The organism is Serratia bockelmannii (assembly GCF_051803255.1).
In the GTDB taxonomy this organism is placed as follows: domain Bacteria; phylum Pseudomonadota; class Gammaproteobacteria; order Enterobacterales; family Enterobacteriaceae; genus Serratia; species Serratia bockelmannii.
In genome coordinates, this window is record NZ_CP196512.1 from 1,089,245 (window position 1) to 1,113,240 (window position 23,996).

The following is a 23,996-nucleotide window of genomic DNA, read 5'->3' on the forward strand; positions in this document are numbered from 1 at the left end:
AGACAAATCCCATAAAACCCTGGAATCAAACTGCGTGAGATTATTTGCTCAAATCGGCTGGTACTTCCGCCGGGAGTGGCGCCGCTACCTCGGGGCGGTGGTGCTGCTGATCGTCATCGCCATCCTGCAACTGCTGCCGCCTAAGCTGGTCGGCATCATCGTGGACGGCGTCACCGAAAAACAGATGTCCACCGGCGTGCTGATGGCCTGGCTCGGGTTGATGATCGGTACCGCGATCGTCGTTTACCTGCTGCGCTATGTGTGGCGGGTGTTGCTGTTCGGCGCGTCCTACCAGCTCGCGGTCGAGCTGCGCGAAAACTTTTACCGTCAGCTCAGCCGGCAAAACCCCGCGTTTTACCTGCGTCACCGCACTGGCGATCTGATGGCGCGCGCCACCAACGACGTGGATCGCGTGGTATTCGCCGCCGGTGAAGGCGTGCTGACGCTGGTGGATTCGCTGGTGATGGGGTTGGTGGTGTTGGTGGTGATGAGCACCCAAATCAGCTGGCAACTGACAGTGCTGGCGTTGATCCCGATGCCGTTGATGGCGATCGCCATCAAATATTACGGCGATCAGCTGCACCAGCGCTTTAAATCGGCACAGGCGGCGTTTTCCAGCCTGAACGATCAGGCGCAGGAAAGCATGACCAGCATCCGCATGATCAAGGCCTTCGGGCTGGAAGATCACCAATCCAACCGCTTCGCCGAGGTGGCGGCGCAGACCGGGGCCAAGAACATGCACGTGGCGCGGGTGGATGCGCGCTTCGATCCGACCATTTATATCGCCATCGGTGCGTCTAACCTGCTGGCCATTGGCGGCGGCAGCTGGATGGTGGTGAACGGTTCGCTGACGCTCGGGCAACTGACCAGCTTTGTGATGTATCTCGGCCTGATGATCTGGCCGATGCTGGCACTGGCCTGGATGTTCAACATCGTCGAACGCGGCAGCGCGGCCTACAGCCGCATCCGCAGCCTGCTTGATGAGGCGCCGGCGGTGCAGGATGGCCCACAGGCGCTGCCGGCCGGGCGCGGCGTGCTGGACGTAGATATCCGCGCGTTCCACTACCCGGAAAACCCACATCCGGCGCTGCACGATGTGGCGGTGACGCTGAAACCAGGGCAAATGCTGGGGCTGTGCGGGCCGACCGGGGCCGGTAAATCGACGCTGTTGTCGCTGATCCAGCGTCAGTTCGACGTCGACCAAGGGCAGATCCGCTATCACGGCCTGCCGTTGCCGCAGGTCAAACTTGACGACTGGCGTTCGCGACTGTCGGTGGTGAGCCAAACGCCGTTCCTGTTCTCCGATACCGTGGCGAACAACATCGCGCTGGGCCATCCGGGCGCGACGCAGGCGCAGATCGAACAGGCAGCGCGGCTGGCCAGCGTCCATGAGGACATTTTGCGGTTGCCGCAGGGCTATGACACCGAGGTGGGCGAACGCGGCGTGATGTTGTCGGGCGGGCAGAAACAGCGCATCTCCATTGCGCGTGCGCTGCTGCTGGATGCAGAGATCTTGATCCTCGATGACGCGCTGTCGGCGGTGGACGGCCGTACCGAACACCAAATCCTGCACAACCTGCGCAGCTGGGGGCAAGATCGCACGGTGATCATCAGCGCGCACCGGCTGTCGGCATTGACCGAGGCCAGCGAAATCTTGGTGATGCAGCACGGTGGCGTTGCACAGCGCGGCGATCCGGCGGCGCTGGCGGCGCAGCCGGGCTGGTATCGCGATATGTACCGTTATCAGCAGCTGGAAGCGGCGCTGGACGAAGCGCCGGAAAACGGCGAGGAGGCGTTGGCCAATGAATAAAGTGCAAAAGCTGTGGCCGACGCTGAAGCGGCTGCTGGCCTACGGCTCGCCGTACCGCAAACCGCTGGGGCTGGCGGTGCTGATGCTGTGGATAGCGGCGGCGGCGGAAGTTGCTGGGCCGATCCTGGTCAGCTATTTTATCGATAATTACGTCGCCAAAGGGCAACTGCCGTTGATGATTGTCGGCGGGCTGGCGGCGGCCTACATTCTGCTGGAGTTGCTGGCGGCGGCGCTGCACTACTTCCAGGCGCTGTTGTTCAACCAGGCGGCGGTGGGCGTGGTGCAGCGGTTGCGTACCGACGTGATGGACGCCGCGCTGCGCCAACCGCTCAGCGCCTTTGACACACAACCGGTCGGGCAATTGATCTCGCGCGTTACCAACGACACCGAAGTGATCAAGGATCTGTACGTGATGGTGGTCTCCACGGTGCTGAAAAGCGCCGCGCTGATCGGCGCCATGCTGGTGGCGATGTTCAGCCTCGACTGGCGCATGGCGCTGGTGGCTATCTGCATCTTCCCGGCGGTGTTCGTGGTGATGGGCATCTATCAATACTACAGCACGCCGATTGTGCGCCGGGTGCGCAGTTATCTGGCGGACATCAACGACGGTTTCAACGAAGTGATCAACGGCATGGGCGTGATTCAGCAGTTCCGCCAGCAGGTGCGCTTCGGCGAGCGCATGAGCGCCGCCAGCCAGTCGCATTATCTTGCGCGCATGCAGACCCTGCGGCTCGACGGTTTTCTGCTGCGGCCGCTGCTCAGCCTGTTTTCGGCGCTGGTGCTGTGCGGCCTGTTGATGCTGTTCGGCTTCAGCGGCGAGGGCGTGATTGGCGTCGGCGTCCTCTACGCCTTCATCAACTACCTGGGGCGCCTGAATGAACCGCTGATCGAGCTGACGTCACAGCAGTCGATCCTGCAGCAGGCGGTGGTGGCCGGCGAACGCATTTTCGAGCTGATGGATCGCAGCCAGCAGAGTTACGGTGCCGACGATCGTCCTCTGGCCGGTGGCCGCATCGACATCACCGATCTGAGCTTCGCTTACCGTGCGGACAAAAAGGTGCTGCAGCATATTTCGCTGGCGGTGCCCTCACGCGGCTTCGTGGCGCTGGTCGGACATACCGGCAGCGGCAAGAGCACCTTGGCCAACTTGCTGATGGGCTATTACCCGGTCAGCGAGGGGGAAGTGCGTCTCGATGGACGCCCGATATCCAGCCTGTCGCACCGCACGCTGCGTCAGGGTGTAGCGATGGTGCAGCAGGATCCGGTGGTGATCGCCGATTCGGTACTGGCCAACGTCACGTTGGGGCGTAACATCGAGGAAGACGCCGTTTGGCGGGCGCTGGAAACGGTGCAGTTGGCGAGTCTGGTGCGCGGCTTCCCGCAGGGTATCCACACCCGCCTGGGGGAGCAGGGCAATAACCTGTCGGTCGGGCAGAAACAGCTGCTGGCGATGGCGCGGGTCTTGGTGCAGGCGCCGCAGATTTTGATTCTCGACGAGGCGACTGCCAATATCGACTCGGGCACCGAACAGGCGATCCAGCGGGCGCTGCGTGCGATCCGCGAGCACACCACGCTGGTGGTGATCGCCCACCGCCTCTCAACCATCGTCGATGCCGATTCCATTCTGGTGCTGCATCGTGGCCACGCGGTGGAGCAGGGCAACCATCAACAGCTGCTGGCGCAGCAGGGGCGCTACTACCAGATGTATCAGCTGCAGCTGGCGGGCGAGCAGTTGGCGGAAGCGGTGCGCGAGGAGAGTCAACCCGCCTGATCCCAGGGGCCGCGATCGCGGCCCTTGTTTCTTTCCCACGCACCACAAGCAGGCAACCCGCCTGTGCCATGCCCCCTTTCTGCACTTTTTCGACGCGATGTGCACCAAATCAGTGCGCATTATTTAACCCATTCAAGGTATCGGCGCTGCGCTGCGTCGCGGCGGCGCCCGCGTGTGCGCTAATCCGCTGAATCGTCATGCAAAATTAAATTTGGCACAGCCTTTGCTACATATGACGCGTACCAGGGGTGAGTTTGGGCTTAATTCGTGGAGGGGCAATATGAAGCTGGTGACCGTGGTAATCAAACCGTTCAAGCTGGAGGATGTGCGCGAGGCTCTGTCCTCCGTGGGCATTCAGGGGTTGACCGTAACCGAAGTGAAGGGCTTTGGCCGCCAGAAGGGGCATGCCGAGCTGTATCGCGGCGCCGAATATAACGTCAATTTCTTGCCCAAGGTCAAAATCGATATCGCTATCGCCGACGATCAGTTGGATGAAGTGGTTGATGTGATTAGCAAAGCCGCCTATACCGGCAAAATCGGCGACGGCAAAATTTTCGTTGCCGAATTGCAACGCGTGATCCGCATTCGCACCGGCGAAACCGACGAATCGGCACTGTAACCACGAACTCAGTTAAGCAATGGGGATGGATTGATAATGAAAAGACTGTTATCCATGTTGGGCCTGAGTTCGGTAACCCTGGTTCCTTCTTTGGCCCTGGCCGCCCCGGCGGTCGCCGATAAGGCCGACAACGCCTTTATGATGATCTGCACCGCGTTGGTGCTGTTCATGACGCTGCCGGGCATCGCGCTGTTTTACGGCGGCCTGCTGCGCGGCAAAAACGTGCTGTCGATGCTGACGCAGGTCACCGTCACCTTCGCGCTGGTCTGCGTGCTGTGGGTGCTGTATGGCTACAGCCTGGCGTTCAGCGAAGGCAATGCGGTGTTCGGCGGATTCGAGACGGCGATGCTGAAAGGCATCGGCATCGACAGCGTCACTGGCAGCATCAGCCAGATGATCCACGTCGCTTTCCAAGCCTCCTTCGCCTGCATTACCGTGGCGCTGGTGGTGGGGGGCTTCGCCGAACGCATTCGCTTCTCGGCGGTGCTGATCTTCGCGATCCTGTGGTTCACCCTGTCTTACCTGCCGATCGCGCACATGGTGTGGGGCGGTGGCTATCTGGCCACCGACGGCGCGCTGGACTTCGCCGGCGGCACCGTGGTACACATCAACGCCGCCAGCGCGGGGCTGATCGGCGCCTATCTGCTCGGCAAACGCGCCGGCTTCGGTAAAGAGGCGTTCAAACCGCACAACCTGCCGATGGTGTTTACCGGGGCGTCCATCCTGTATATCGGCTGGTTCGGTTTCAACGCCGGTTCCGCCAGCGCGGCCAACGGCATCGCGGCCCTGGCATTCCTCAACACGGTGGTGGCTACCGCGGGCGCCATTCTCTCCTGGACCTTCGCAGAGTGGGGGCTGCGCGGCAAGCCTTCGCTGCTGGGCGCCTGCTCCGGCATGATCGCCGGGCTGGTTGCGGTGACGCCGGCGGCGGGCACCGTGGGCGTGGGTGGGGCGTTGATCATCGGCCTGGTAGGCGGCGTTGCCGGCCTGTGGGGCGTCGTGACGTTGAAGAAATGGCTGAAAGTGGACGACACCTGCGACGTGTTCGGCGTGCACGGGGTGTGCGGCATTGTCGGCTGTCTGCTGACCGGCGTGTTCACCGCTTCTTCCCTCGGTGGCACCGGCTATGCCGAAGGCGTGACGATGGGCCATCAGGTGTGGATCCAGCTGCTGAGCGTCGTGATTACGCTGGTGTGGTCAAGCGTCGCCGCCTTTATCGCCTTCAAGATTGCGGGCGCGATGGTGGGGCTGAGAGTACCGGAAGAGCAGGAGCGCGAAGGGCTGGATGTCAACAGCCACGGCGAGAGCGCCTACAACCAATAAGACTCGAAGCAGGGCAGTGCGCGAAAGACTAAAATAATGATGAAGCAAAAAGGGGCGATGGAAACATCTCCCCTTACTTTATATTGCGGATTAGGCGTCGCGCTGGCGAATCACCCCTTCCTGCACGGTGGTGGCGACCAGTACTCCGTCGCGAGTGTAGATCTGGCCGCGCACAAAGCCCCGTGCGCCGGAGGCGGAGGAGCTCTCCACCGCGTACAGCAACCAGTCATCCATACGGAACGGACGGTGGAACCACATTGAGTGGTCAATGGTGGCCACCTGCATGCCCGGCTCGAGGAAGCCGACGCCGTGTGGCTGCAGCGCCGTCGGCAGGAAGTTAAAGTCCGACGCGTAGCCCAGCAGATATTGGTGGATGCGCTGATCGTCCGGCATGCTGCCGTTGGCACGGAACCACACGTAGCGATGCGGCTCTTCCACGCTGCCTTTCAACGGATTGTGGAATTTCACCGGGCGCATTTCGATCGGCTTCTGGCCGATAAATTTTTCGCGTACTTTTTCCGGCAGCATATGCGCCAGCTTCTGGGCGATCTCTGACTCGGACAGCAGCCCTTCTGGAGGCGGCACGTCCGGCATCAGGTTCTGGTGCTCGAAACCGGTTTCCGGGCTTTGGAAAGAGGCGGTCATATAGAAAATAGGTTTGCCGTGCTGAATAGCGCTGACGCGACGGGCGCTGAAGCTGTTGCCGTCGCGCAGGGTTTCTACGTCGTAAACGATGGGTTTGCTGCTGTCGCCCGGGCGCAGGAAGTAGCTGTGGAACGAGTGCACGCTGCGCTCGTCCGGCACCGTCTGCTTGGCGGCGTAGAGCGCCTGGCCGACAACCTGTCCACCGAACACCTGGCGCAGCCCCAGATCTTCGCTTTGGCCGCGAAACAGCCCTTCTTCGATTTTCTCCAGATCCAGCAGATCAAGGAGGTTTTGCAATGCCTGGCTCATAAAATTGTTACCTTTCTAATAATCATTTTGCGCAGTGTGCGGAATATCACGGCGTGGCGTCAACATTTTGCATTACAGGGCCGATGAGAATGCTCTTAATCGTGGGCGCCCTGGGCTGTTTAAGTGATTAATAGGCGGGGTAAAGTGGATTTATCAGTGTTTTGTGCTAGGTTTAATAAGTGCGGTGGTGAAAGCCACCAACATGTTGATAATAAAAAAGGAGACCGATCCATGAAACTCTGGCAAATCGTAGGCGGTGCCGCGGCACTGACGATCACGCTGGCAGGATGCGCGCAAAAGAGTGCTGATGTGCCTACACAGGCGGCCGGTAATCCGGCGGCTGCGCAAACGCAGATTCAAGGCCCGGCGGTGACAGGTTCGGTTAATATACGTCAGCGTATTGCGCTGCCGCCGGACGCCGTACTGACGGTCACCCTCTCTGACGCCTCGCTGGCGGATGCACCGTCCAAAGTGATTGCACAGCGCGCGATACGTACTGAAGGGCAACAGGCGCCATTCAACTTTACGCTACCGTACAATCCGTCCGACATCCAACCGAATGCGCGTATCATTCTGAGCGCGGCGGTGACGGTCAACGGGCGACTGATGTTTATTACCGACACTATCCAGGAAGTGGTTAACCGCAACGGTACCCGCGCCGATCTGCTGCTGGTTCCGGTTCAGGGTGTGCCGATTCAGGCTGCGCCAACCGCCATGCAGTAAATTTCCTGCGGTACAGCAAGATGAAATCAACAGCCTTTGCGCTTCGGCCAAAGGCTGTTTTGTTTTACCAGCGCCAGCCGTAGCGCTCGAAATCGACCGTGCTGTGCGGGCCGAAAATAATCCCTTCCGCCAGCAGTGCCTGCTGTTGCCGTTGAAAATCCTCCCCCTGCTGCGAGATCTGTCCGTGCCGGTTGATCACCCGGTGCCAGGGCAGCGCGCTGCCTTCCGGCAAACGCCGCAGCACGCCGCCAACCTGGCGCGCGGCGCGCGGTGAACCGGCCAGCCGGGCGACTTCGCCGTAGGTGGTGACTTTGCCGTAAGGAATGGCGGCCACGATGTGGAATACCCGCTGGCTGAAAGAGGCGTCTTCTGGTTGCATATTGCTGTTCCTGCGCGAGTCAAAACCCAGGCGAAGAGTGTGCCACAGTGCAGGTGGGTAAGAAAACAGCGGTTAGCCCCGGTTGGCTTGCTATTTGGCGGGGCATCGCCGATAATGCCCACCGCTTCGGAGTACAGAAGCCGTCAATGGGGGCCCTGTTGGTTCTCCCGCAACACTAACTTGTGAACTCGGTCAGGTCCGGAAGGAAGCAGCCGCAGCAGGTGACGTGTGTGCCGGGATGTAGCTGGCAGGGTCCCCACCCATTTGGCCTTCGCCAATCCGCACTTTTGCCGTTTCTCTTCTACTCATCGATTATCCCTTTCTGTCATCAGGCAGAGCGACAAGGCATTTCTTTTCTTCCCGCCCTCAATTCTTTTGGATAATGAATTAGCGGTTCTGGATGCAAGCATAATGAGGGGGCGATGGCGTAACCTGTCTCGATTTAAAAAGAAAATTGCTTCCAGGCAATATTATTATTGAAAGGGGGAGTGCAAATGAAGTTTTACTGTCAATAGGAAAAGTACGTATTCAGCTTGAACATTGAAGCCGATAAAAGCATCGGCTCAACGCGTTGGGGGTCTGATTATCTGACATATTTCCAAACGGAGGTGGGGATTTTGTCATACAGTTTGTTCATGGTGAGCTCTGCCAGACGGTGATCGGCCGCTGAGTAAAACAGCTCCAGTTCATCATCGGAAAGCTCGTACTTATTTTTCTCAATAACACGTTCGAGAGTATCAATCGTGGTGCATTTACGTAAACGCATCAGATAGTCGGTTTTAGTCATGGTGGCCTTTAGTTTAATAACCGTAAAAATAGCTCGGGAATAATTATCCCTTAAGTTTTCATTGTCGTACAGATGTCCTCTCCTGAGAACATTCTGAATAATCTCGCCTTGGTTTTTTGCCAGCGGCGCAGGTCGGAATCATTGATACCGTAACTGCTGAACAGCGTATAGGTATCATCGAGATATTCTTCGACTAACTCCGACAGGTCAGATTCGTCCATGTATTTAATTTTATAGCTCATCACAAACGAAGCGATATGTTCGATCAACTCATTAAGCTGCAGGTTGACGGAGGACGTCGGATCGTTGACCCACCCATGATGACTGTCTCCCAGGGTAGCGATACCTTCATCATACAAATTTTCGCACAAGAATTTGAGCTGAGCAATGTCGTGTCGCTTAGGCGAATACTCATCCATATCATCCCCTCCGTAAGTCTTAATTGCGGTGTGATAACACTATGTGAGTAAGCTGATTTACATCATGGACGGAGGCAGCTTAACGGTCTTTAAATAAACTTCCCGTAAAGTGAATATAAATCATTTTTTCGCGTTTGGCCTGTAGTTATTACGTAAACTTACAATTCATCCGCTGTAGATGGACGTGAGTTATCAATGATGTCGAAGATTAAACCCCGTTCTGTCACACGGAACCGGACGCTATCGCTGAGAGTGTCTTCGCTGTTGATATCCAGGCAGGCATTAAAAATGCCCCACTTATAACGATAACTCATTGAATAATCGCTACCACCCTGTTGCACTATATCAAGTATTTCTAATGAATCTTCGGCATAGCGTGCGCTTTCAGAATAAAAACTGAGTCCGCTGGTCAGCGCAGGCACTAACTCCGCTATATTGTCATTAATCACTTTCTTTAATTTGTTAACAGAAAGTGCGTTGACATCCAGGTTACAGGCAAGGGTAACAAGCATTAATCTCGGCCAACAGCAATGTTATCTGCTTATCTTACTCCTTTTCCTCCCTCGTCGGTAAATTTTTCGATTTACCGCTGTTCTTTACCTTACGCCAACATTTCAACCGAATGGGAATATCCCTGGATTTGATAAGGAAGCTTGGGGGGAAAGTGCCGCTGCGCGAGAGATTGTTACGTTCCGTTGCATTATTGTCGCGCCATAGCTTGAGATGCGACAGTGTATGTGATGTTATATTATAACTATAAACCCATCATTTTTGGCTACGACATTGACTCCCACTTCGCAACATGACGCCACGCCGTCACTGAATTCGTTGTTCACCACCTCTGCTGCCGCGCGTTGCGCAGGTGCCGTTATGCTGCTGGCCCTGCTGTGGCTCGGCATCTTCTGGGCGGTGTCGCTGCCATGATTACCTTGCGTCAGCTGGCGATAGGCTATGGCGCCACGCCGCTTTTCCCGCCGCTGAGCGGGCAGTTTACCGCCGGATCGCTCACCGCGGTGGTGGGCGTCAACGGGGCAGGTAAGTCGACGCTGCTGAAAACCTTCGCCGGATTGTTGCCGCCGCTGGGCGGCAGCCTGAGTTTTATCGGCGGAAAGCCGCCGCGCAGAGCTTATCTACCGCAACAGGCGGAGCTGGATCGGCAATTCCCGATTGCGGTAAGCGATCTGGTGGCGATGGGCTGTTGGCCGCAAAGTGGCATGTTCGGCGGCATGAGCAAGCGTGCGGCGAGCCAGGTCAACGAGGCGTTGGCGAGCGTTGGCATGAGCGCGCTGGCGCACACTCCGGTGGGTGAACTGTCCGGCGGCCAGCTGCAGAGGGGGTTGTTTGCGCGCCTGCTGGTCCAACAGGCGCCGCTGATTTTGCTGGATGAACCTTTCACCGGTATCGACAGCGCCACCACGCAAATTTTGCTGCAGGTGATTGCACAACTGCACCGGCAGGGGAAAACGGTGATCGCCGTGCTGCACGATATGTCGATGGTCGCCGAGCATTTTTCACAGGTACTGTTGCTGACGCCGCAGGCTTGCCACTGGGGCGCGGCCAAGCGGGTGCTGGAACAGGTGCCGAGGTATCACGCCGCCGAACGGCAGCCGGATCTGCGGGCGGTGGCGCCATGATGTTGTTGCATGGGCTTATCGATCCTTTCCTCTCTTTCGGTTTTATGCGCCGCGCGCTCATGGCCTGTCTGGCGTTGTCGCTCAGCGCCGCCCCGCTGGGCGTGTTTCTGCTGCTGCGCCGCATGAGCCTGGTCGGGGACGCATTGTCCCACGCGGTGTTGCCGGGCGCGGCGATCGGTTATCTGATCTCCGGCATGTCGCTGGTGGCGATGGGGGTGGGCGGTTTTATCGCCGGGTTGGCGGTGGCGATGCTGTCCGGCCTGGTGAGCCGCCGCACGCCGTTAAAAGAAGATGCCAGCTTCGCCGGGTTCTATCTGGGGTCACTGGCGCTGGGGGTCACGCTGGTCTCGCTGCGCGGTTCCAGCGTGGATCTGCTGCACGTGCTGTTCGGTTCGATTTTGGCGGTGGATGCGCAGGCCATGCTGATGGTCGGTGCGATCGCCTCGGTTTCGCTGCTGGCATTGGCGGCGCTGTACCGCGCGTTAGTGATCGAATCCTTCGACGTCACTTTTCTGCGCGTCAACGCCCCGCGCCGGTTGGCGCTGATCCACGGCCTATTTCTGGCGCTGGTTGTGGTCAATCTGGTGGCAGGATTCCAGATCCTCGGCACCCTGATGTCGGTGGGGCTGATGATGCTGCCCGCCGCCAGCGCGCGCTTCTGGGCGCGCAATCTGCCGCAGACGCTGGCGACGGCGATGGGTATCGGCGCGCTGTCCAGCGTGATTGGGCTGGTGTGGTCCTATTACGCGTCGTTGCCTGCCGGCCCGGCGATCGTGCTCAGCGCCAGCGTCATCTTTTTCGTCTCGATCCTGTTTGGAACGCGCGGAGGCATTTGCGCCTTCGCGCGCCGTTGAGAAGTGCCATTTGCAAGGAGAAAGTATGAAACGTTTACCTATATCGCTGGCGGTTGCTGCTCTGCTGGCCAGCCCATGGGCGATGGCGAAGACCGTCGACGCCGTCGCCAGCTTTTCCATTCTGGGTGATATCGTCAAAGAGGTGGGCGGCGATCACGTCAAGGTCAGCACGCTGGTGGGGCCGGATGGCGATCCGCACAGCTTCGAGCCTTCGCCGCAGGACGGCAAGAAGCTGGCTCAGGCTGATGTGGTGTTCGTCAGCGGTCTGGGGCTGGAAGGGTGGATCGATCGCTTGGTCAGCGCTTCGGGTTATAAAGGGCAGGTGATCACCGCTTCACAGGGGATCAGTACCCGCCAGATGGAAGAGGACGGCAAACCGATTACCGATCCTCACGCCTGGAACAGCATGAAAAACGGCGTACAGTACGCCACTAACGTGATGAACGCCCTGATTGCCGCCGATCCCGAGGATGCCAACTATTTTCGCCAGCGCGGAGCCGGATACATTCAGCAGCTGCAAAAGCTGGACCAGTGGGCCAAAACCCAGTTCGCCGCAGTGCCACCACAGAAACGTAAGGTGCTGACCAGCCATGATGCGTTTGGCTACTTTGGGCAAGAGTATGGCGTCACCTTCCTTGCCCCGGTCGGGTTTTCCACCGAGGCCGAAGCCAGCGCCAGCGACGTGGCCAATCTGATCAAGCAAATCAAACAGGAAAAGGTCAACGCTTACTTTATCGAAAATCAGACCGATCCGCGGTTGGTGAAACAGATCGCCGCCGCCACCGGCGCCAAGGCGGGCGGCGAGCTGTACCCTGAAGCGCTCTCCCGCGCGGGCGGCCCGGCGGCCACCTATGAGCAGGCGTTCAAGCACAATGTCGACGCGCTGCTGAGCAGCATGAAGTAATCTCCGCCCCCGCCTGCCGGCGGGGGACGGCTTGCAGGTACTTTCTCGCCGTAAAAAAAAAGCCCCGTTGAGCAGCAACGGGGCTTTGCGACAGATGACACTTTGGAGTTAACGCTTTTTCTTACGTCCCTGTACCGCTTTGAATCGCGGATTGCTTTTACAGATCACATAGATGCGGCCACGACGACGCACGACTTTGCAATCCGGGTGGCGGTTTTTCGCCGAACGCAATGAACTCAATACCTGCATGGGATTTCCTTGTTACTTATTGCCGATAAAGCGGCCAAAGCGCTGCTGGAAGCGCGCCGTGCTGCCTTCTTTGGAATAGTCTTTCTGCTTGCCGGTGTAATACGGATGCGAAGCAGAAGAGACGTCAAGGGTGACATACGGCCAGCTTTCGCCGTCCAGTTCGATGGTGCGATCGGTTTTGATGGTCGATCCCACTTTGAAGTAGGCATTGGCGCTGACGTCGTGGAACACCACGGTGCGGTAATCGGGGTGGATGCCGGGTTTCATAATGGCTCTCTCGTGTAATGTTATACTATAACAATAATTATGCGCCGACCTGGCATCGCGATCAAGCGCAAATTGCACACAAAAGTGAATTAATGAGAACGGTTTGCATTAAGCAACTGAAGCAAAAGAAAAAGGCCGCATGCGCGGCCTTTTCGGTTATCGGGTAGAGATCCCTTCACTGAGCGATCAGTGGTGTTCTACCGGATGGCTGTGTTCCAGGTCTTCGTTCTTCTTGCTGAAGCGGCGGCGAACCACCACGAAGAACACCGGCACGAAGAAGATCGCCAAGACGGTGGCGGTGATCATCCCGCCCATTACGCCGGTACCTACCGCGTTCTGTGCGCCGGAGCCTGCGCCGCTGCTGATAACCAGCGGCAGAACCCCGAGGATGAAGGCCAGAGATGTCATGAGGATTGGACGCAAACGCATACGCACCGCTTCCAACGTCGCTTCGATCAGACCTTTGCCTTCTTTCTCCATCAGATCCTTGGCGAACTCAACGATCAGGATGGCGTTCTTCGCCGATAGACCTATGGTGGTCAGCAGCCCCACCTGGAAGTACACGTCGTTGTTCATGCCGCGCATCGTCGCGGCCAGCAACGCCCCGATAACCCCCAGCGGCAATACCAGCATGACCGAGAACGGCACGGACCAGCTTTCATACAGCGCTGCCAGACACAGGAACACCACCAGAATCGAGATGGCGTATAGCGCCGGCGCCTGGTTGCCCGACAGACGTTCCTGATAGGACATACCGGTCCAGTCGTAACCGATGCCACTTGGCAGTTTGGATGCCAGCTGTTCCATCAGGTTCATCGCTTCACCGGTACTCTTGCCCGGTGCGGCCTGGCCCAGAATTTCCATCGACGGCAGGCCGTTATAGCGTTCCAGACGCGGTGAGCCGTATTCCCACTTCGCCGAAGAGAAGGCGGAGAATGGCACCATCTGGCCGCTGGTACCGCGCACGTACCACTTGTTGATGTCTTCCGGCAGCATACGGAACGGCGCGTCGGCCTGTACATACACCTTCTTCACACGACCGCGGTCGATGAAGTCGTTGACGTACGAACCACCCAGGGCGGTGCTCAGCGTGCTGTTGATGGTAGTGATGCTGACGCCCAGCGCCTTGGCTTTCTCCTGATCGACGATCAGTTTGAACTGCGGTGTATCTTCCAGGCCGTTCGGGCGCACACCCACCAGCACGTCCGGATGCTGAGCAACCATGCCCAACAGCTGGTTACGCGCTTCGGTCAGTTTTTCGTGCCCCAGGCCACCCTGGTCAATCAGCTCGAAGTCGAAGCCGGTTGCGGTACCGAGTTCGATGATCGCCGGCAGGTTGAACGGGAACACCAGGCCTTCTTTAATCTGCGAGAAGGCACCCATGGCACGGCCCGCGATCGCCTCGACCTTGTTCCCGGCCCCTGGACGCTCACCCCAGTCTTTCAGGCTGACGAATGCCAGGCCGTTGTTCTGGCCGTTACCGTTGAAGCCGAAGCCCGCGACGGTAAACACCGAAACCACGTTGTCCTTTTCCTTGTTCAGGAAGTAGTCGGAGACTTCTTCCAGCACTTTGTTGGTACGGGACTCGGTGGCACCGGCAGGCAACTGCACCATGGTCAACAGGATGCCCTGATCTTCGTCCGGCAGGAACGAGGAAGGCAGGCGCAGGAACAGCAGGCCCATGCCAACCACGATCAACAGGTAGATGATCAGATAGCGGCCGGTGCTGCGCAGGATGTTGCCCACGCTGTCGGTATAGTGATGCGTGCTCTTCTCGAACATGCGGTTAAACCAGCCGAAGAAGCCTGTTTTAACCCCGTGATCGCCTTTCGGGATCGGTTTGAGTAGGGTGGCGCACAGCGCCGGCGTCAGGATCAAGGCCACCAGCACCGACAACGCCATCGCGGACACGATGGTGATCGAGAACTGGCGATAGATGGCGCCGGTTGAACCGCCGAAGAACGCCATCGGCACGAATACCGCCGACAGCACCATGGCGATACCCACCAGCGCGCCCTGGATCTGGCCCATCGATTTACGGGTAGCTTCTTTCGGCGGCAGCCCCTCTTCGGACATGACGCGCTCGACGTTTTCCACCACCACGATGGCGTCATCCACCAGCAGGCCGATCGCCAACACCATGCCGAACATCGTCAGGGTGTTTATCGAGAAGCCGAACGCGGCGAGGATCGCAAAGGTCCCCAGCAGTACTACCGGCACCGCGATGGTTGGGATCAGCGTCGCGCGGAAGTTCTGCAGGAACAGATACATCACCAGGAAGACCAGGATGATGGCTTCGATCAGCGTTTTCACCACTTCGTTGATGGAGATTTTAACGAATGGGGTGGTGTCGTACGGATAAACCACTTTCATCCCTTGCGGGAAGAATGGCGCCATCTTGGCCAGCTCGTCTTTCACACCTTTGGCAGTGTTCAAGGCGTTGGCGCCGGTCGCCAGTTTGATACCCAGGCCGGCGGCAGGCTTGCCGTTGTAGCGAGCGGTAACGGCATAGCTTTCCGCGCCGCGCTCGATGTGAGCGACGTCGCGCAGGCGTACCTGAGAACCGTCGGTATTCACTTTCAGCAGGATCTTGCCGAACTCTTCCGGCGAAGTCAGACGGGTCTGCGCGATGATCGAGGCGTTCAACTGCTGCCCCGGCACCGGCGGCAGGCCGCCCAGCTGGCCTGCGGCGATCTGGTTGTTCTGCTCGGTGATGGCGGAGGTCACGTCCGTGGTCGTCAGCTGGAAGTTGTTCAGCTTGTTCGGATCCAGCCAGATACGCATCGCGTACTGGGCACCGAACAGCTGCACTTCACCCACGCCGGACGAACGGCTGATCGGGTCCTTGATGTTGGACGCCACGTAGTCCGCAATATCGTCCTGAGTCATGTTCGGATCGTCGGAAACGAAGCCGGCCACCATCAGGAAGCTGCTGCTGGATTTTTCTACTTTCAGGCCCTGTTGCTGAACTTCTTGCGGCAGCAACGGGGTGGCCAACGACAGTTTGTTCTGAACCTGAACCTGCGCGATGTCAGGATCGGTGCCGGAATCAAACGTCAGGGTAATGGTGACGCTACCAGAGGAATCACTGGTGGAGGACATGTACATCAGGTTATCGATACCGTTCATGTTCTGTTCGATAATCTGCGTGACGGTATCCTGCACCGTTTTGGCATCTGCGCCCGGGTAGTTGGCGGAAATACTCACCGCCGGCGGTGCAATAGTGGGATACTGCGCGATTGGCAGTTTCATTATTGCAAGCACCCCCGCCAACATGACGATGATGGCGATTACCCAGGCGAAAATCGGGCGATCTATAAAGAACTTAGCCATGTATTACAGGCTCCTTTTTATGACTTCTGCGCTTCAGACTGCGGCTGTTTTTGCGCCTGAGTGTCAACTTCCTGCACTTTTACCTGCGCGCCCGGATGCACTTTCATCAGGCCGGAGACGATCACGCGATCGCCGGATTTCAGGCCATCGGTAACCAGCCATTTGTCGCCGATCGCCTGGTCGGCCTTCAGCGTGCGCAGTTCAACTTTGTCGTCTGCCCCTACCACCAACGCCGTCGCGTCGCCGCGCGGGTTGCGGGTAACGCCTTGCTGAGGCACCAGCAGCGCATCGCTGCGCACGCCTTCGTCCAGACGGGCGCGTACGAACATGCCCGGCAACAGCGTATCGTTCGGGTTAGGGAACAGGGCGCGAATGGTGATGGAGCCAGTGGTTTCATCGACGGTGACGTCAGAGAACTCCAGCGTGCCTTCCTGCGCGTATTCGGTGCCGTTTTCCAGCATCAGTTTCACTTTTGCCTTGCCGTTTTCCTGCTTCAGCGCGCCGCTGGCCAGCTCTTGCTTCAGGCGCAGGAAATCAGTGCTTGACTGGGTGACGTCGACATACATCGGATCCAGCTGCTGCACGGTAGACAGTGCGGTTGCCTGGCCGTTGCTGACCAGTGCGCCTTCGGTCACGGCGGACTTGCCGATGCGGCCGGAGATCGGAGAGGTCACCTTGGTGTACGCCAGGTTGATGCGCGCGGTTTCCACGGCGGCCTTGGCGGCCACGACGGCGGCGTCCGCCTGCTGCAGCGTGGAGACGGCGTTGTCGTAGTCCTGTTTACTGATGTAGCTCGTGCCCAGCAATGGCTTGTAGCGGTTTACCGTCACGCGTGCGATGGAAGCGCTGGCCTGTGCTTTGGCCAAATCGCCTTTCGCGCTGTCGTAGCTGGCTTGATAGGTTGCGGGATCGATTTGGTACAGAGACGTCCCGGCCTTGATATCGCTGCCTTCAACGAAGTTGCGCTTCAGGATGATGCCGCTGACCTGAGGGCGAACTTCGGCGATACGATACGCAGCGGTGCGGCCAGGAAGATCGGTAGTAATGTTGAGAGGCTCAGCCTTCAAGGTGACTACGCCCACTTCAGGCGCCTGTTGTTGGGCGCCTTGCTGTTGGGTTTCTTTATCGTTACATCCTGTTAGCACTAAGCTGCCTGAAAGCATCAGAACGGCCGCCAGAGGCGTTAACCCTCTGTTTTTGTTCATAGAAAAACCTCAAGTGTCCGATTTCAAAATGATCAATGGATCACAAGCTTTAAAACCCATTGCTGCGTTAATTATATGTGCGTGCTATGGTACATACATTCGCGAATGTATGTAAATCACACTCCCCCTAAATAACAATGCCATGGCACGAAAAACCAAACAGCAGGCGCAAGAAACCCGACAGCAAATCCTTGATGCTGCGGTGAGAGAGTTCTCTGAACGTGGCGTTGCTGCAACGTCACTGACAGATATTGCCACCGCTGCCGGGGTTACGCGTGGAGCCATCTACTGGCACTTCAAGAATAAGGTAGACCTGTTTAATGAAGTTTGGGAATCTACCGAGCCGAAAATTGACCAGCTCGAAACAGAGTATCAGGCAAAGTTTCCCGATAATCCACTGCGGGTTATCCGAGAAATTCTGATTTACATTCTGACGTCTACGGTTGAAGACGGCCGTAGGCGGGCGTTGATGGAAATTATATTCCACAAATGCGAGTTTGTCGGTGAAATGATGCCGCTGCTGGATTCGCGCAAGGTGCTGTACCTCGCCGGCTATGAACGCATCGAAGCGGTGCTGTATAACTGCATTCACCACGGGCAATTGCCCGCCGATTTACATACCCGCCGTGCGGCGATCATCCTGCGCGGTTATATCACCGGCCTGATGGAAAACTGGCTGTTTATGCCGGAAAGTTTCGATCTGCGGGCCGAAGCCGAAGCGCTGGTGGACGCGTTTTTGGAGATGCTGCAGTTTTGCCCCACCTTGCGCCTCAAACCCAACGCGGTGACGCCTGACGCCGACCGCCTTCCTTTATAAGGAGAGATTTCATGTCATCAGTTGTTCTTATTGCCAATGGCGCCGCCTATGGCCATGAATCCTTGTTCAATGCGCTGCGGTTGGCCATCGCCATGAAAGAGCAGCAGAGCAGCCTCGACCTGCGGCTGTTTCTGATGTCCGACGCGGTGGTGGCCGGGCTGGCCGGACAGCAGCCGCACGAAGGGTACCATCTGCAGCAGATGCTGGAGATCCTCACCGCGCAGCAGGTGCCGGTCAAGCTGTGCAAGACCTGCGCCGACGCGCGCGGCGTCAGCCGCTTGCCGCTGGCGGACGGCGTGGCGATCGGCACCTTGGTCGAGCTGGCGCAGTGGACGCTGGCGGCGGAGAAAGTGCTGACTTTCTGATTTCGCGACAACGAGACATCACCGGCAACGTTTTTGTTGTTCGTTGCCCGCCGGCGGTCGTGATAATCTTCAGGCTTCTTTACCGATCCGAAGCCAAATCATGCATCGCTGGTTGACTCTGCCTTCTCTGGCGCCGCTCTCGTTTGTCGGCGCATGCCGGCGGCGCATCGCCGCCGTGACACTCTTTTTCCTGATTTTTGCGTGTTGCTTGCCGGCACAGGCGGCGCTGAACGGCGATCTGCCGCAGCGCAGCGAAGTGCAAAGCCAGCTGGAAACGCTGAACAAACAAAAAGCCCTGACGCCGGTCGAAAAGCTCTCCCAGCAGGATTTGACCCGCACGCTGGAACTGCTGGATGCCATCGAGCGCAACCGGCAAGACGTCGCACAGCTTAAACAGCAGGTGCAGCAGGCGCCGGCGAAGCTCAATCAGGTCACCGCCGAACTGGATGCGCTGAAGCAGCCGACGGACAACGCGGCCGCGCGCGCCGCGCTGTTGCCGCTGTCGCTGCGCCAGCTGGAAAGCCGGCTGTATCAAACGCTCGACGAGCTGCAAAGCGCGCAGGAGAGCCTCTCGACCTACAACAGCCAACTGGTGTCGCTGCAAACCCAGCCTGAACGGGTGCAGAGCACCATGTACGCCGCTTCGCAGCGCCTGCAGGAGATCCGCAGCCAGCTCAGCGGCCAGACGCCGGGGCAAGATTCGCTGCGCAATAGCCAGCAGGTCATGCTGGCCACCGAACAGGCGCTGCTCAACGCGCAGTTGGAGCTGCAGCGCAAGAGCCTGGAAGCCAACACCACGCTACAAGATCTGCTGCAAAAACAGCGTGATTACACCACGGCACATATCGATGCGCTGGATCGGTCGGTGCAGCTGCTGCAGGAGCTCGTCAACAGCAAGCGCCTGACGCTGTCTGAAAAAACCGCCAAAGAGGCGCAGAACCCGGAAGACGCCACCGATATCCAGCACGATCAGCTGGTCAGCAAGCAGCTGGACGTCAACCGACAGTTGAGCCAACAGCTGATTGCCGCCACCGAAGAGAGCAACACCCTGTTCCAGCAGAATATTCGGGTCAAAAACTGGCTCGATCGCGGTCTGCAGGCGGAACGTAACCTGAAAGAGCAGATCCAGGTGCTGAAGGGCAGCCTGGTGCTGTCGCGCATTCTGTATCAGCAGCAGCAGAGCCTGCCGCAGGGCACGCTGCTGGCTGATATAGACACGCGCATCGCCGATCTGCGGCTGGAGCAGTTCGATATCAATCAGCAACGCGACGATCTGTTCAAGGGCGAAGATTACATCAATCAGCTGGTGGCAGAGAGCAAGGAAAAGGCCGGCCCGGAAGTGATCGACGCGCTGAACGAGATTGTCGACATGCGCCGCGAACTGCTGGATCAGCTGAACAAGCAGCTCAGCAACCAGCTGTCGCTGTCGATCAACCTGCAGATCAACCAACAGCAGCTCACCAGCGTCTACGGCTCGCTGCAGGATACGCTGACCCAACAGATTTTCTGGGTCAACAGCAACAAGCCGGTCGATCTGGCGTGGCTGAAGGCAATGCCGGAGGCGGTGCGCGATCAGCTCGCCGGGCTCGATATCAAATTCGACGGCGGCAAGCTATTGCAGGGCGGCTTGAATGCGCTGGTGTTCCTGATCCCGTTGCTGTTGGCGATCGGGGTATTGCGCTGGCGCTACCGGTTGATCGACAGTCATTTGCAAAAGCTGGCCAACGACGTGGGGCAACTGAAGCGCGACGGCCAGCTGCACACGCCGAAGGCCATCGCGCTGACCTTGCTGAAGGTGTTGCCTGGCGCCGCGCTGCTGCTCGGCGTCGGTTTCTGGATGTATCGCGCGGATTTGGGTATCAGCGACTTTATTTGGGCGTTGTCGCAGCAGCTGGCGTTGTCGTGGCTGGTGTTCGGCTTCAGCTATCGCATGCTGAAACCGGGCGGCATCGCCGAGCGGCATTTCAACTTCGGCGCTAACCTGTGCGCGCATTACCGCCGCCAGACGCTGCGGCTGGGGCTGGCGCTGCAGCCGCTGATCTTCTGGTCGGTATTGGGCGAGAAAGCGCCGCTGCGTCTGGTGGAAGACGTCATCGGCCAGATCGTGGTGATGTTGACGCTGGCGCTGCTTGCGGTGCTGGTGTTCCCGCTGTGCCGCGACAGCTGGCGTGAAAAGGGCTCGCATGCCGTGCGGCTGGTGGTGGTGACCGCGCTTGCAGCCACACCGCTGATCCTGCTGGGGCTGATGTTCGCCGGTTACTTCTATACCACGCTGCGGCTGGCCAGCCGCTGGATAGACAGCCTGTATCTGTTCTTCCTGTGGAATATCGTGTATCTGACTGCCCTGCGCGGCCTGAGCGTGGCGGCGCGGCGTTTGGCCTACCGGCGCGCGCTGGCGCGGCGGCAAAACGTGGTGAAAGAGGGGGCCGAAGGCGGCGAAGCGGTGGTGGAAGAGCCGCCGCTAGCGCTCGATCAGATCAACCAGCAGTCGCTGCGCCTGACCACCCTGGTGCTGTTCGCCATCTTCGCCAGCGCCTTCTACGCCATTTGGTCGGATCTGGTGACGGTCATCGCTTATCTGGACAGCATCACGCTGTGGCATTACACCAGCACCGTAGCGGGCAGCAGCGTGTCGCAGGCGGTGACGCTGGGTAACATGATGGTGGCGATCGCCGCGGTGATCGTCGCTTATGTGCTCACCCGCAACTTGCCCGGCCTGCTGGAGGTGGTGGTGCTGTCGCGGCTGCAGCTGCGGCAGGGGGCGTCTTATGCCATCACCACCGTGCTCACTTACCTGATTACCGCCGTGGGCGCCGTGGTTGCGCTGGGATCGCTCGGCGTATCCTGGGACAAACTGCAATGGCTGGCCGCCGGTCTGACGGTCGGGCTGGGCTTTGGCCTGCAGGAGATCTTCGCCAACTTCGTCTCCGGCCTGATCATTCTGTTCGAACGCCCGATCCGCATCGGCGATACCATCACCATCGGCACCTTCTCCGGTTCGGTCAGCAAGATCCGCATTCGCGCCACCACCATTACCGACTTCGACCGTAAAGAGGTGATCATTCCGAACAAGGCGTTCGTCACCGAGCGGCTGATCAACTGGTCACTGTCCGACACCATCACCCGCGTGCTGATCAAGGTGGGCGTGGCCTACGGTTCCGATCTCGACAAGGTGAAAAAGGTGCTGCTGCAGGCGGCGCACGACAACCCGCGGGTGATGACCGATCCCGAACCGCAGGTGTTCTTCCTCAACTTCGGCGCCAGCACGCTGGATCACGAACTGCGGCTCTATGTGCGGGAACTGCGCGATCGCAGCTACACGGTGGACGAACTGAACCGCTCAATCGACCGCTTGTGCCGGGAAAACGACATCGACATTGCCTTCAATCAGCTGGAGGTGTATCTGCATAACCAGCAGGGCAATGAAGTGCAGGAAGTGAAAAGAACGCTCTCGCCGGATGAAGGCGGCCAGACGGCGGGCTGATGTGCGTTGAAAGATGGAAGGGACAGCGGTGCTGTCCCTGGTTACTGTCCGGCAGGCAGATAGGGAGAGGTGACGCCGGCGCGCTGCAGCTTTTCCTGATAATCCCGTTTGACGATATCCAGTGCTGCCAACGCGGTAGCCGGATCGATCTCGTTGCATTCCAGCAGGTAAATCAAGTCTACCGCCAGCTGCAGTTCGGGTGAGGCATTTTCCAGAGACATAGCACCTGCGCTTATTAATTAATGGGATGAAAAACTCGTGTCTCGCCAGAGTATAGTGAACCCGGCGCGCAACCGGGAATAATCATTAAAATATTGTGATAAATCTTCAAAAACCGTTTTCTTTGCGCTCGATATTGCGCTCGATGCGCGCCAGCGCCTGACGGCAGCGCATCAGTCTCCCCTCCAGCGCCGCCAGCTCGTGCTGCAGCTTTTGCTGCGCCGCCAGTGTGGTCTGGCGCCCCAGCAGGCTTTCCCGATCCTGAATCATGGCGATCAGCCGGCGTTCGTAATCCTGGTGCTCGGCCAGCTTGTGGTACAGATCGGCCTCGGGGGCTTCCTTCGGCTGATTCTTGCGCCGTAGCGCCTGGGTTGCCAGCTCGCGCTGCAGGGCAGAGATTTGGGCAACCAGTTTTTCGGCCAGAAAGGCCACCTGGCTGGCGCGGCTGTCGTTAGCGGCGTTTTGCAGCTGGGCGAAGTTTTTCTCCACCTCGGCCAGGTAGTCGCGCAGCCGCGTGCCGCGGTTGGCGAACAGGGCGACGTCGAACCGCGCCTGCGGGATCGGGGCGTCGCCGCGCGGAGTGACTTCGGCCGCCAGCGCCGCGATCTGCTGCGCCAACACCTGTAATAGACGCTGAGTGCTCACATAAGCTCCCTCTTGATTTCAACAGGCGTAAGCTTGCCCGCGATGCCGCCCTGAAACAAGCGCCGCATGCATATTCCGCCGGCGCGGCGCCGATGCTACAGTAAGCCGCAACCGATTGAGGAGCGAAGAGCCGCATGAAGCGAGGGTTATTGATCATTTTGGGCTGGCTGGCGGTGGTGCTGGCGACGTTGGGCGTGGTGCTGCCGCTGTTGCCGACCACGCCGTTCCTGCTGTTGGCTGCCTGGTGCTTCGCCCGCTCTTCGCCGCGCTTTCATCACTGGCTGCTGTACCGTTCCTGGTTTGGCCCTTATCTGCGCCACTGGCAGCAGCATCGCGCGCTGCCGCCGGGAGCGAAGTGGAAGGCGGTGCTAGTGATCGTGCTGACCTTCGCCTGTTCGCTGTGGCTGGTGAAAATCTGGTGGGTGCGCGGTCTGTTGCTGCTGATGTTGGCTATTTTGCTGACCTTTATGCTGCGCCTGCCGGTTATTGACCTGTCGCAACAAAAACAGCGCTGATTGTGCGCCGCTGGTTGCATTTGTCCGCCAGTTTGCATAGATTTGGGCGTTTTCGTGCGCGGATCGCCTGCCATTCCTTCTCCGGTGTGTTTCACCCAGAGGCGGCGGGTGAGCGGCGCGCCGGTTTTCAGGCAGCTTTATCAGGCAACAATTATGACCGCTACTGCGCAGCAGCTTCAGTTTATTAAAGACAGTATCAAAACCATCCCGGATTATCCGAAGCCGGGCATCCTGTTCCGCGACGTGACCAGCCTGCTGGAAAACCCGTTGGCCTACGCCGCCAGCATCGAGCTGCTGGTTGAGCGCTATCGCGAAGCGGGCGTGACCAAGGTGGTGGGTACCGAAGCGCGTGGTTTCCTGTTCGGTGCGCCCGTCGCGCTGGCGCTGGGCGTCGGTTTCGTGCCGGTGCGCAAACCGGGCAAACTGCCGCGTGCCACGCTCAGCGAAAGCTATGAGCTGGAGTACGGTACCGACAAGCTGGAGATCCACACCGACGCCATCACCGCGGGTGACAAAGTGCTGGTGGTGGACGATCTGCTGGCGACCGGCGGCACCATCGAAGCGACCACCAAACTGATCCGCCGCCTGGGCGGTGAAGTAAAAGACGCCGCGTTCATCATCAACCTGCCGGATCTGGGCGGGGAAGCGCGTCTGAACAAGCTGGGTATCGACTGCTACTGCCTGGTGGACTTCGCCGGCCATTGATGCGGCATCGCCCCT

Annotated in this window: 24 protein-coding genes and 1 other RNA gene; 14 read left to right on the top strand and 11 right to left on the bottom strand. The window is 58.8% G+C overall.

Going from position 1 to position 23,996, the window contains the following annotated elements:
* Nucleotides 1–34: 34 nt before the first annotated feature.
* The 4 genes from smdA to amtB all read left to right on the top strand — a co-directional run bounded on the left by smdA (nt 35) and on the right by amtB (nt 5,523).
* Nucleotides 35–1,810: a multidrug efflux ABC transporter permease/ATP-binding subunit SmdA gene (smdA, locus tag ACSJLU_RS05145; protein ID WP_043135657.1), complete on the top strand. Its 1,776-nt coding sequence runs from the start codon at nt 35–37 to the stop codon at nt 1,808–1,810.
* Nucleotides 1,803–3,581 (top strand): multidrug efflux ABC transporter permease/ATP-binding subunit SmdB, encoded by a 1,779-nt coding sequence (gene smdB / locus ACSJLU_RS05150; protein ID WP_025301775.1) that lies wholly within the window; start codon nt 1,803–1,805, stop codon nt 3,579–3,581. The genes smdA and smdB overlap by 8 nt, the downstream gene beginning before the upstream one ends.
* Nucleotides 3,582–3,861: 280 nt before the next feature.
* A complete protein-coding gene (glnK, locus tag ACSJLU_RS05155; RefSeq protein ID WP_004940327.1) occupies nt 3,862–4,200 on the top strand; it encodes a P-II family nitrogen regulator in 339 nt (112 codons plus the stop codon).
* A gap of 36 nt (nt 4,201–4,236) precedes the next feature.
* Nucleotides 4,237–5,523 (top strand): ammonium transporter AmtB, encoded by a 1,287-nt coding sequence (amtB, locus tag ACSJLU_RS05160; protein WP_342093689.1) that lies wholly within the window; start codon nt 4,237–4,239, stop codon nt 5,521–5,523.
* A gap of 90 nt (nt 5,524–5,613) precedes the next feature.
* Here amtB and tesB read toward each other — a convergent pair whose 3' ends face one another.
* On the bottom strand, nt 5,614–6,477 hold the full coding sequence (tesB, locus tag ACSJLU_RS05165) for an acyl-CoA thioesterase II (RefSeq protein ID WP_016928847.1): 864 nt from the start codon (nt 6,475–6,477) through the stop codon (nt 5,614–5,616).
* Nucleotides 6,478–6,708: 231 nt separating this feature from the next.
* Between tesB and ACSJLU_RS05170 the strand changes: the two genes are divergently transcribed.
* Nucleotides 6,709–7,200 (top strand): YbaY family lipoprotein, encoded by a 492-nt coding sequence (locus ACSJLU_RS05170; RefSeq protein WP_025301777.1) that lies wholly within the window; start codon nt 6,709–6,711, stop codon nt 7,198–7,200.
* A 64-nt stretch (nt 7,201–7,264) separates the two neighbouring features.
* Here the strand turns inward: ACSJLU_RS05170 and ACSJLU_RS05175 are convergent, their stop codons facing one another.
* Complete coding sequence (locus ACSJLU_RS05175) at nt 7,265–7,579, bottom strand: MGMT family protein (RefSeq protein WP_342093690.1); 315 nt, start codon at nt 7,577–7,579, stop codon at nt 7,265–7,267.
* Nucleotides 7,580–7,735: 156 nt separating this feature from the next.
* On the opposite strand from ACSJLU_RS05175, the gene ffs reads away from it, so the two are divergent.
* Nucleotides 7,736–7,832, top strand: an RNA gene (ffs, locus tag ACSJLU_RS05180) — signal recognition particle sRNA small type.
* A gap of 330 nt (nt 7,833–8,162) precedes the next feature.
* Here ffs and ACSJLU_RS05185 read toward each other — a convergent pair.
* The 3 genes from ACSJLU_RS05185 to ACSJLU_RS05195 all read right to left on the bottom strand — a co-directional run bounded on the left by ACSJLU_RS05185 (nt 8,163) and on the right by ACSJLU_RS05195 (nt 9,297).
* Nucleotides 8,163–8,366, bottom strand: a complete 204-nt coding sequence (locus ACSJLU_RS05185; RefSeq protein WP_004940313.1) for an HHA domain-containing protein — start codon at nt 8,364–8,366, stop codon at nt 8,163–8,165.
* A gap of 50 nt (nt 8,367–8,416) precedes the next feature.
* Nucleotides 8,417–8,785: an Hha toxicity modulator TomB gene (gene tomB, locus ACSJLU_RS05190; RefSeq protein WP_004940312.1), complete on the bottom strand. Its 369-nt coding sequence runs from the start codon at nt 8,783–8,785 to the stop codon at nt 8,417–8,419.
* Between the two features lie 158 nt (nt 8,786–8,943).
* The gene (locus ACSJLU_RS05195; protein ID WP_025301779.1) at nt 8,944–9,297 is read right to left on the bottom strand and encodes a hypothetical protein; all 354 of its coding nucleotides are present in this window, start codon (nt 9,295–9,297) and stop codon (nt 8,944–8,946) included.
* 408 nt (nt 9,298–9,705) lie between these two features.
* Between ACSJLU_RS05195 and ACSJLU_RS05200 the strand changes: the two genes are divergently transcribed.
* From ACSJLU_RS05200 to ACSJLU_RS05210, 3 genes are read left to right on the top strand one after another with little or no spacing between them, the layout of a single operon-like run.
* Nucleotides 9,706–10,419, top strand: a complete 714-nt coding sequence (locus ACSJLU_RS05200) for a metal ABC transporter ATP-binding protein (protein WP_025301780.1) — start codon at nt 9,706–9,708, stop codon at nt 10,417–10,419.
* Nucleotides 10,416–11,273 carry a metal ABC transporter permease gene (locus ACSJLU_RS05205; protein ID WP_043135664.1) on the top strand — a complete coding sequence of 286 codons (858 nt, stop codon included), beginning with the start codon at nt 10,416–10,418 and terminating at the stop codon, nt 11,271–11,273. Before ACSJLU_RS05200 ends, ACSJLU_RS05205 begins: the two co-directional genes overlap by 4 nt.
* A 25-nt stretch (nt 11,274–11,298) precedes the next feature.
* Nucleotides 11,299–12,177 carry a metal ABC transporter substrate-binding protein gene (locus ACSJLU_RS05210; protein WP_049209312.1) on the top strand — a complete coding sequence of 293 codons (879 nt, stop codon included), beginning with the start codon at nt 11,299–11,301 and terminating at the stop codon, nt 12,175–12,177.
* A 108-nt stretch (nt 12,178–12,285) separates the two neighbouring features.
* On the opposite strand, the gene ykgO is transcribed toward ACSJLU_RS05210, so the two are convergent.
* The 4 genes from ykgO to sdeX all read right to left on the bottom strand — a co-directional run bounded on the left by ykgO (nt 12,286) and on the right by sdeX (nt 17,231).
* Entirely contained in the window at nt 12,286–12,426 is a 141-nt protein-coding gene (gene ykgO / locus ACSJLU_RS05215; RefSeq protein ID WP_004940304.1) for a type B 50S ribosomal protein L36, read from the bottom strand.
* A 12-nt stretch (nt 12,427–12,438) separates the two neighbouring features.
* Complete coding sequence (locus tag ACSJLU_RS05220) at nt 12,439–12,693, bottom strand: type B 50S ribosomal protein L31 (RefSeq protein WP_004940303.1); 255 nt, start codon at nt 12,691–12,693, stop codon at nt 12,439–12,441.
* Nucleotides 12,694–12,879: 186 nt separating this feature from the next.
* On the bottom strand, nt 12,880–16,026 hold the full coding sequence (gene sdeY, locus ACSJLU_RS05225; RefSeq protein WP_025301783.1) for a multidrug efflux RND transporter permease subunit SdeY: 3,147 nt from the start codon (nt 16,024–16,026) through the stop codon (nt 12,880–12,882).
* A gap of 17 nt (nt 16,027–16,043) precedes the next feature.
* Nucleotides 16,044–17,231 (bottom strand): multidrug efflux RND transporter periplasmic adaptor subunit SdeX, encoded by a 1,188-nt coding sequence (sdeX, locus tag ACSJLU_RS05230; RefSeq protein ID WP_025301784.1) that lies wholly within the window; start codon nt 17,229–17,231, stop codon nt 16,044–16,046.
* A 142-nt stretch (nt 17,232–17,373) separates the two neighbouring features.
* Between sdeX and acrR the strand changes: the two genes are divergently transcribed.
* The 3 genes from acrR to mscK all read left to right on the top strand — a co-directional run bounded on the left by acrR (nt 17,374) and on the right by mscK (nt 21,897).
* Nucleotides 17,374–18,048, top strand: a complete 675-nt coding sequence (gene acrR, locus ACSJLU_RS05235; protein WP_342096681.1) for a multidrug efflux transporter transcriptional repressor AcrR — start codon at nt 17,374–17,376, stop codon at nt 18,046–18,048.
* Between the two features lie 11 nt (nt 18,049–18,059).
* A complete protein-coding gene (locus ACSJLU_RS05240; protein WP_004940282.1) occupies nt 18,060–18,413 on the top strand; it encodes a DsrE/DsrF/TusD sulfur relay family protein in 354 nt (117 codons plus the stop codon).
* 100 nt (nt 18,414–18,513) lie between these two features.
* A complete protein-coding gene (mscK, locus tag ACSJLU_RS05245; protein WP_342096680.1) occupies nt 18,514–21,897 on the top strand; it encodes a mechanosensitive channel MscK in 3,384 nt (1,127 codons plus the stop codon).
* 41 nt (nt 21,898–21,938) lie between these two features.
* Here the strand turns inward: mscK and rsmS are convergent, their stop codons facing one another.
* Nucleotides 21,939–22,118 (bottom strand): pleiotropic regulatory protein RsmS, encoded by a 180-nt coding sequence (rsmS, locus tag ACSJLU_RS05250; RefSeq protein WP_016928837.1) that lies wholly within the window; start codon nt 22,116–22,118, stop codon nt 21,939–21,941.
* A 106-nt stretch (nt 22,119–22,224) separates the two neighbouring features.
* Nucleotides 22,225–22,761: a primosomal replication protein PriC gene (priC, locus tag ACSJLU_RS05255; RefSeq protein WP_049209315.1), complete on the bottom strand. Its 537-nt coding sequence runs from the start codon at nt 22,759–22,761 to the stop codon at nt 22,225–22,227.
* Between the two features lie 134 nt (nt 22,762–22,895).
* On the opposite strand from priC, the gene ACSJLU_RS05260 reads away from it, so the two are divergent.
* Nucleotides 22,896–23,276 (top strand): DUF454 family protein, encoded by a 381-nt coding sequence (locus ACSJLU_RS05260; protein WP_043135674.1) that lies wholly within the window; start codon nt 22,896–22,898, stop codon nt 23,274–23,276.
* 153 nt (nt 23,277–23,429) lie between these two features.
* Nucleotides 23,430–23,981, top strand: a complete 552-nt coding sequence (gene apt, locus ACSJLU_RS05265; RefSeq protein ID WP_019454166.1) for an adenine phosphoribosyltransferase — start codon at nt 23,430–23,432, stop codon at nt 23,979–23,981.
* The last annotated feature ends 15 nt before the right edge of the window (nt 23,982–23,996 follow it).

Excerpts from the sequence above, each read along its gene's own strand:
- rsmS (WP_016928837.1), bottom strand. The coding sequence starts at position 22,118 with ATGTCTCTGGAAAATGCCTCACCCGAACTGCAGCTGGCGGTAGACTTG.
- ykgO (WP_004940304.1), bottom strand. The coding sequence starts at position 12,426 with ATGCAGGTATTGAGTTCATTGCGTTCGGCGAAAAACCGCCACCCGGAT.
- sdeX (WP_025301784.1), bottom strand. The coding sequence starts at position 17,231 with ATGAACAAAAACAGAGGGTTAACGCCTCTGGCGGCCGTTCTGATGCTT.
- sdeY (WP_025301783.1), bottom strand. The coding sequence starts at position 16,026 with ATGGCTAAGTTCTTTATAGATCGCCCGATTTTCGCCTGGGTAATCGCC.
- smdB (WP_025301775.1), top strand. The coding sequence starts at position 1,803 with ATGAATAAAGTGCAAAAGCTGTGGCCGACGCTGAAGCGGCTGCTGGCC.
- mscK (WP_342096680.1), top strand. The coding sequence starts at position 18,514 with ATGCATCGCTGGTTGACTCTGCCTTCTCTGGCGCCGCTCTCGTTTGTC.
- ACSJLU_RS05175 (WP_342093690.1), bottom strand. The coding sequence starts at position 7,579 with ATGCAACCAGAAGACGCCTCTTTCAGCCAGCGGGTATTCCACATCGTG.
- ACSJLU_RS05220 (WP_004940303.1), bottom strand. The coding sequence starts at position 12,693 with ATGAAACCCGGCATCCACCCCGATTACCGCACCGTGGTGTTCCACGAC.
- ACSJLU_RS05260 (WP_043135674.1), top strand. The coding sequence starts at position 22,896 with ATGAAGCGAGGGTTATTGATCATTTTGGGCTGGCTGGCGGTGGTGCTG.
- apt (WP_019454166.1), top strand. The coding sequence starts at position 23,430 with ATGACCGCTACTGCGCAGCAGCTTCAGTTTATTAAAGACAGTATCAAA.
- ACSJLU_RS05200 (WP_025301780.1), top strand. The coding sequence starts at position 9,706 with ATGATTACCTTGCGTCAGCTGGCGATAGGCTATGGCGCCACGCCGCTT.
- ACSJLU_RS05185 (WP_004940313.1), bottom strand. The coding sequence starts at position 8,366 with ATGACTAAAACCGACTATCTGATGCGTTTACGTAAATGCACCACGATT.
- ACSJLU_RS05170 (WP_025301777.1), top strand. The coding sequence starts at position 6,709 with ATGAAACTCTGGCAAATCGTAGGCGGTGCCGCGGCACTGACGATCACG.
- ACSJLU_RS05205 (WP_043135664.1), top strand. The coding sequence starts at position 10,416 with ATGATGTTGTTGCATGGGCTTATCGATCCTTTCCTCTCTTTCGGTTTT.
- tesB (WP_016928847.1), bottom strand. The coding sequence starts at position 6,477 with ATGAGCCAGGCATTGCAAAACCTCCTTGATCTGCTGGATCTGGAGAAA.
- amtB (WP_342093689.1), top strand. The coding sequence starts at position 4,237 with ATGAAAAGACTGTTATCCATGTTGGGCCTGAGTTCGGTAACCCTGGTT.
- tomB (WP_004940312.1), bottom strand. The coding sequence starts at position 8,785 with ATGGATGAGTATTCGCCTAAGCGACACGACATTGCTCAGCTCAAATTC.
- ACSJLU_RS05195 (WP_025301779.1), bottom strand. The coding sequence starts at position 9,297 with ATGCTTGTTACCCTTGCCTGTAACCTGGATGTCAACGCACTTTCTGTT.
- ACSJLU_RS05210 (WP_049209312.1), top strand. The coding sequence starts at position 11,299 with ATGAAACGTTTACCTATATCGCTGGCGGTTGCTGCTCTGCTGGCCAGC.
- glnK (WP_004940327.1), top strand. The coding sequence starts at position 3,862 with ATGAAGCTGGTGACCGTGGTAATCAAACCGTTCAAGCTGGAGGATGTG.
- acrR (WP_342096681.1), top strand. The coding sequence starts at position 17,374 with ATGGCACGAAAAACCAAACAGCAGGCGCAAGAAACCCGACAGCAAATC.
- ACSJLU_RS05240 (WP_004940282.1), top strand. The coding sequence starts at position 18,060 with ATGTCATCAGTTGTTCTTATTGCCAATGGCGCCGCCTATGGCCATGAA.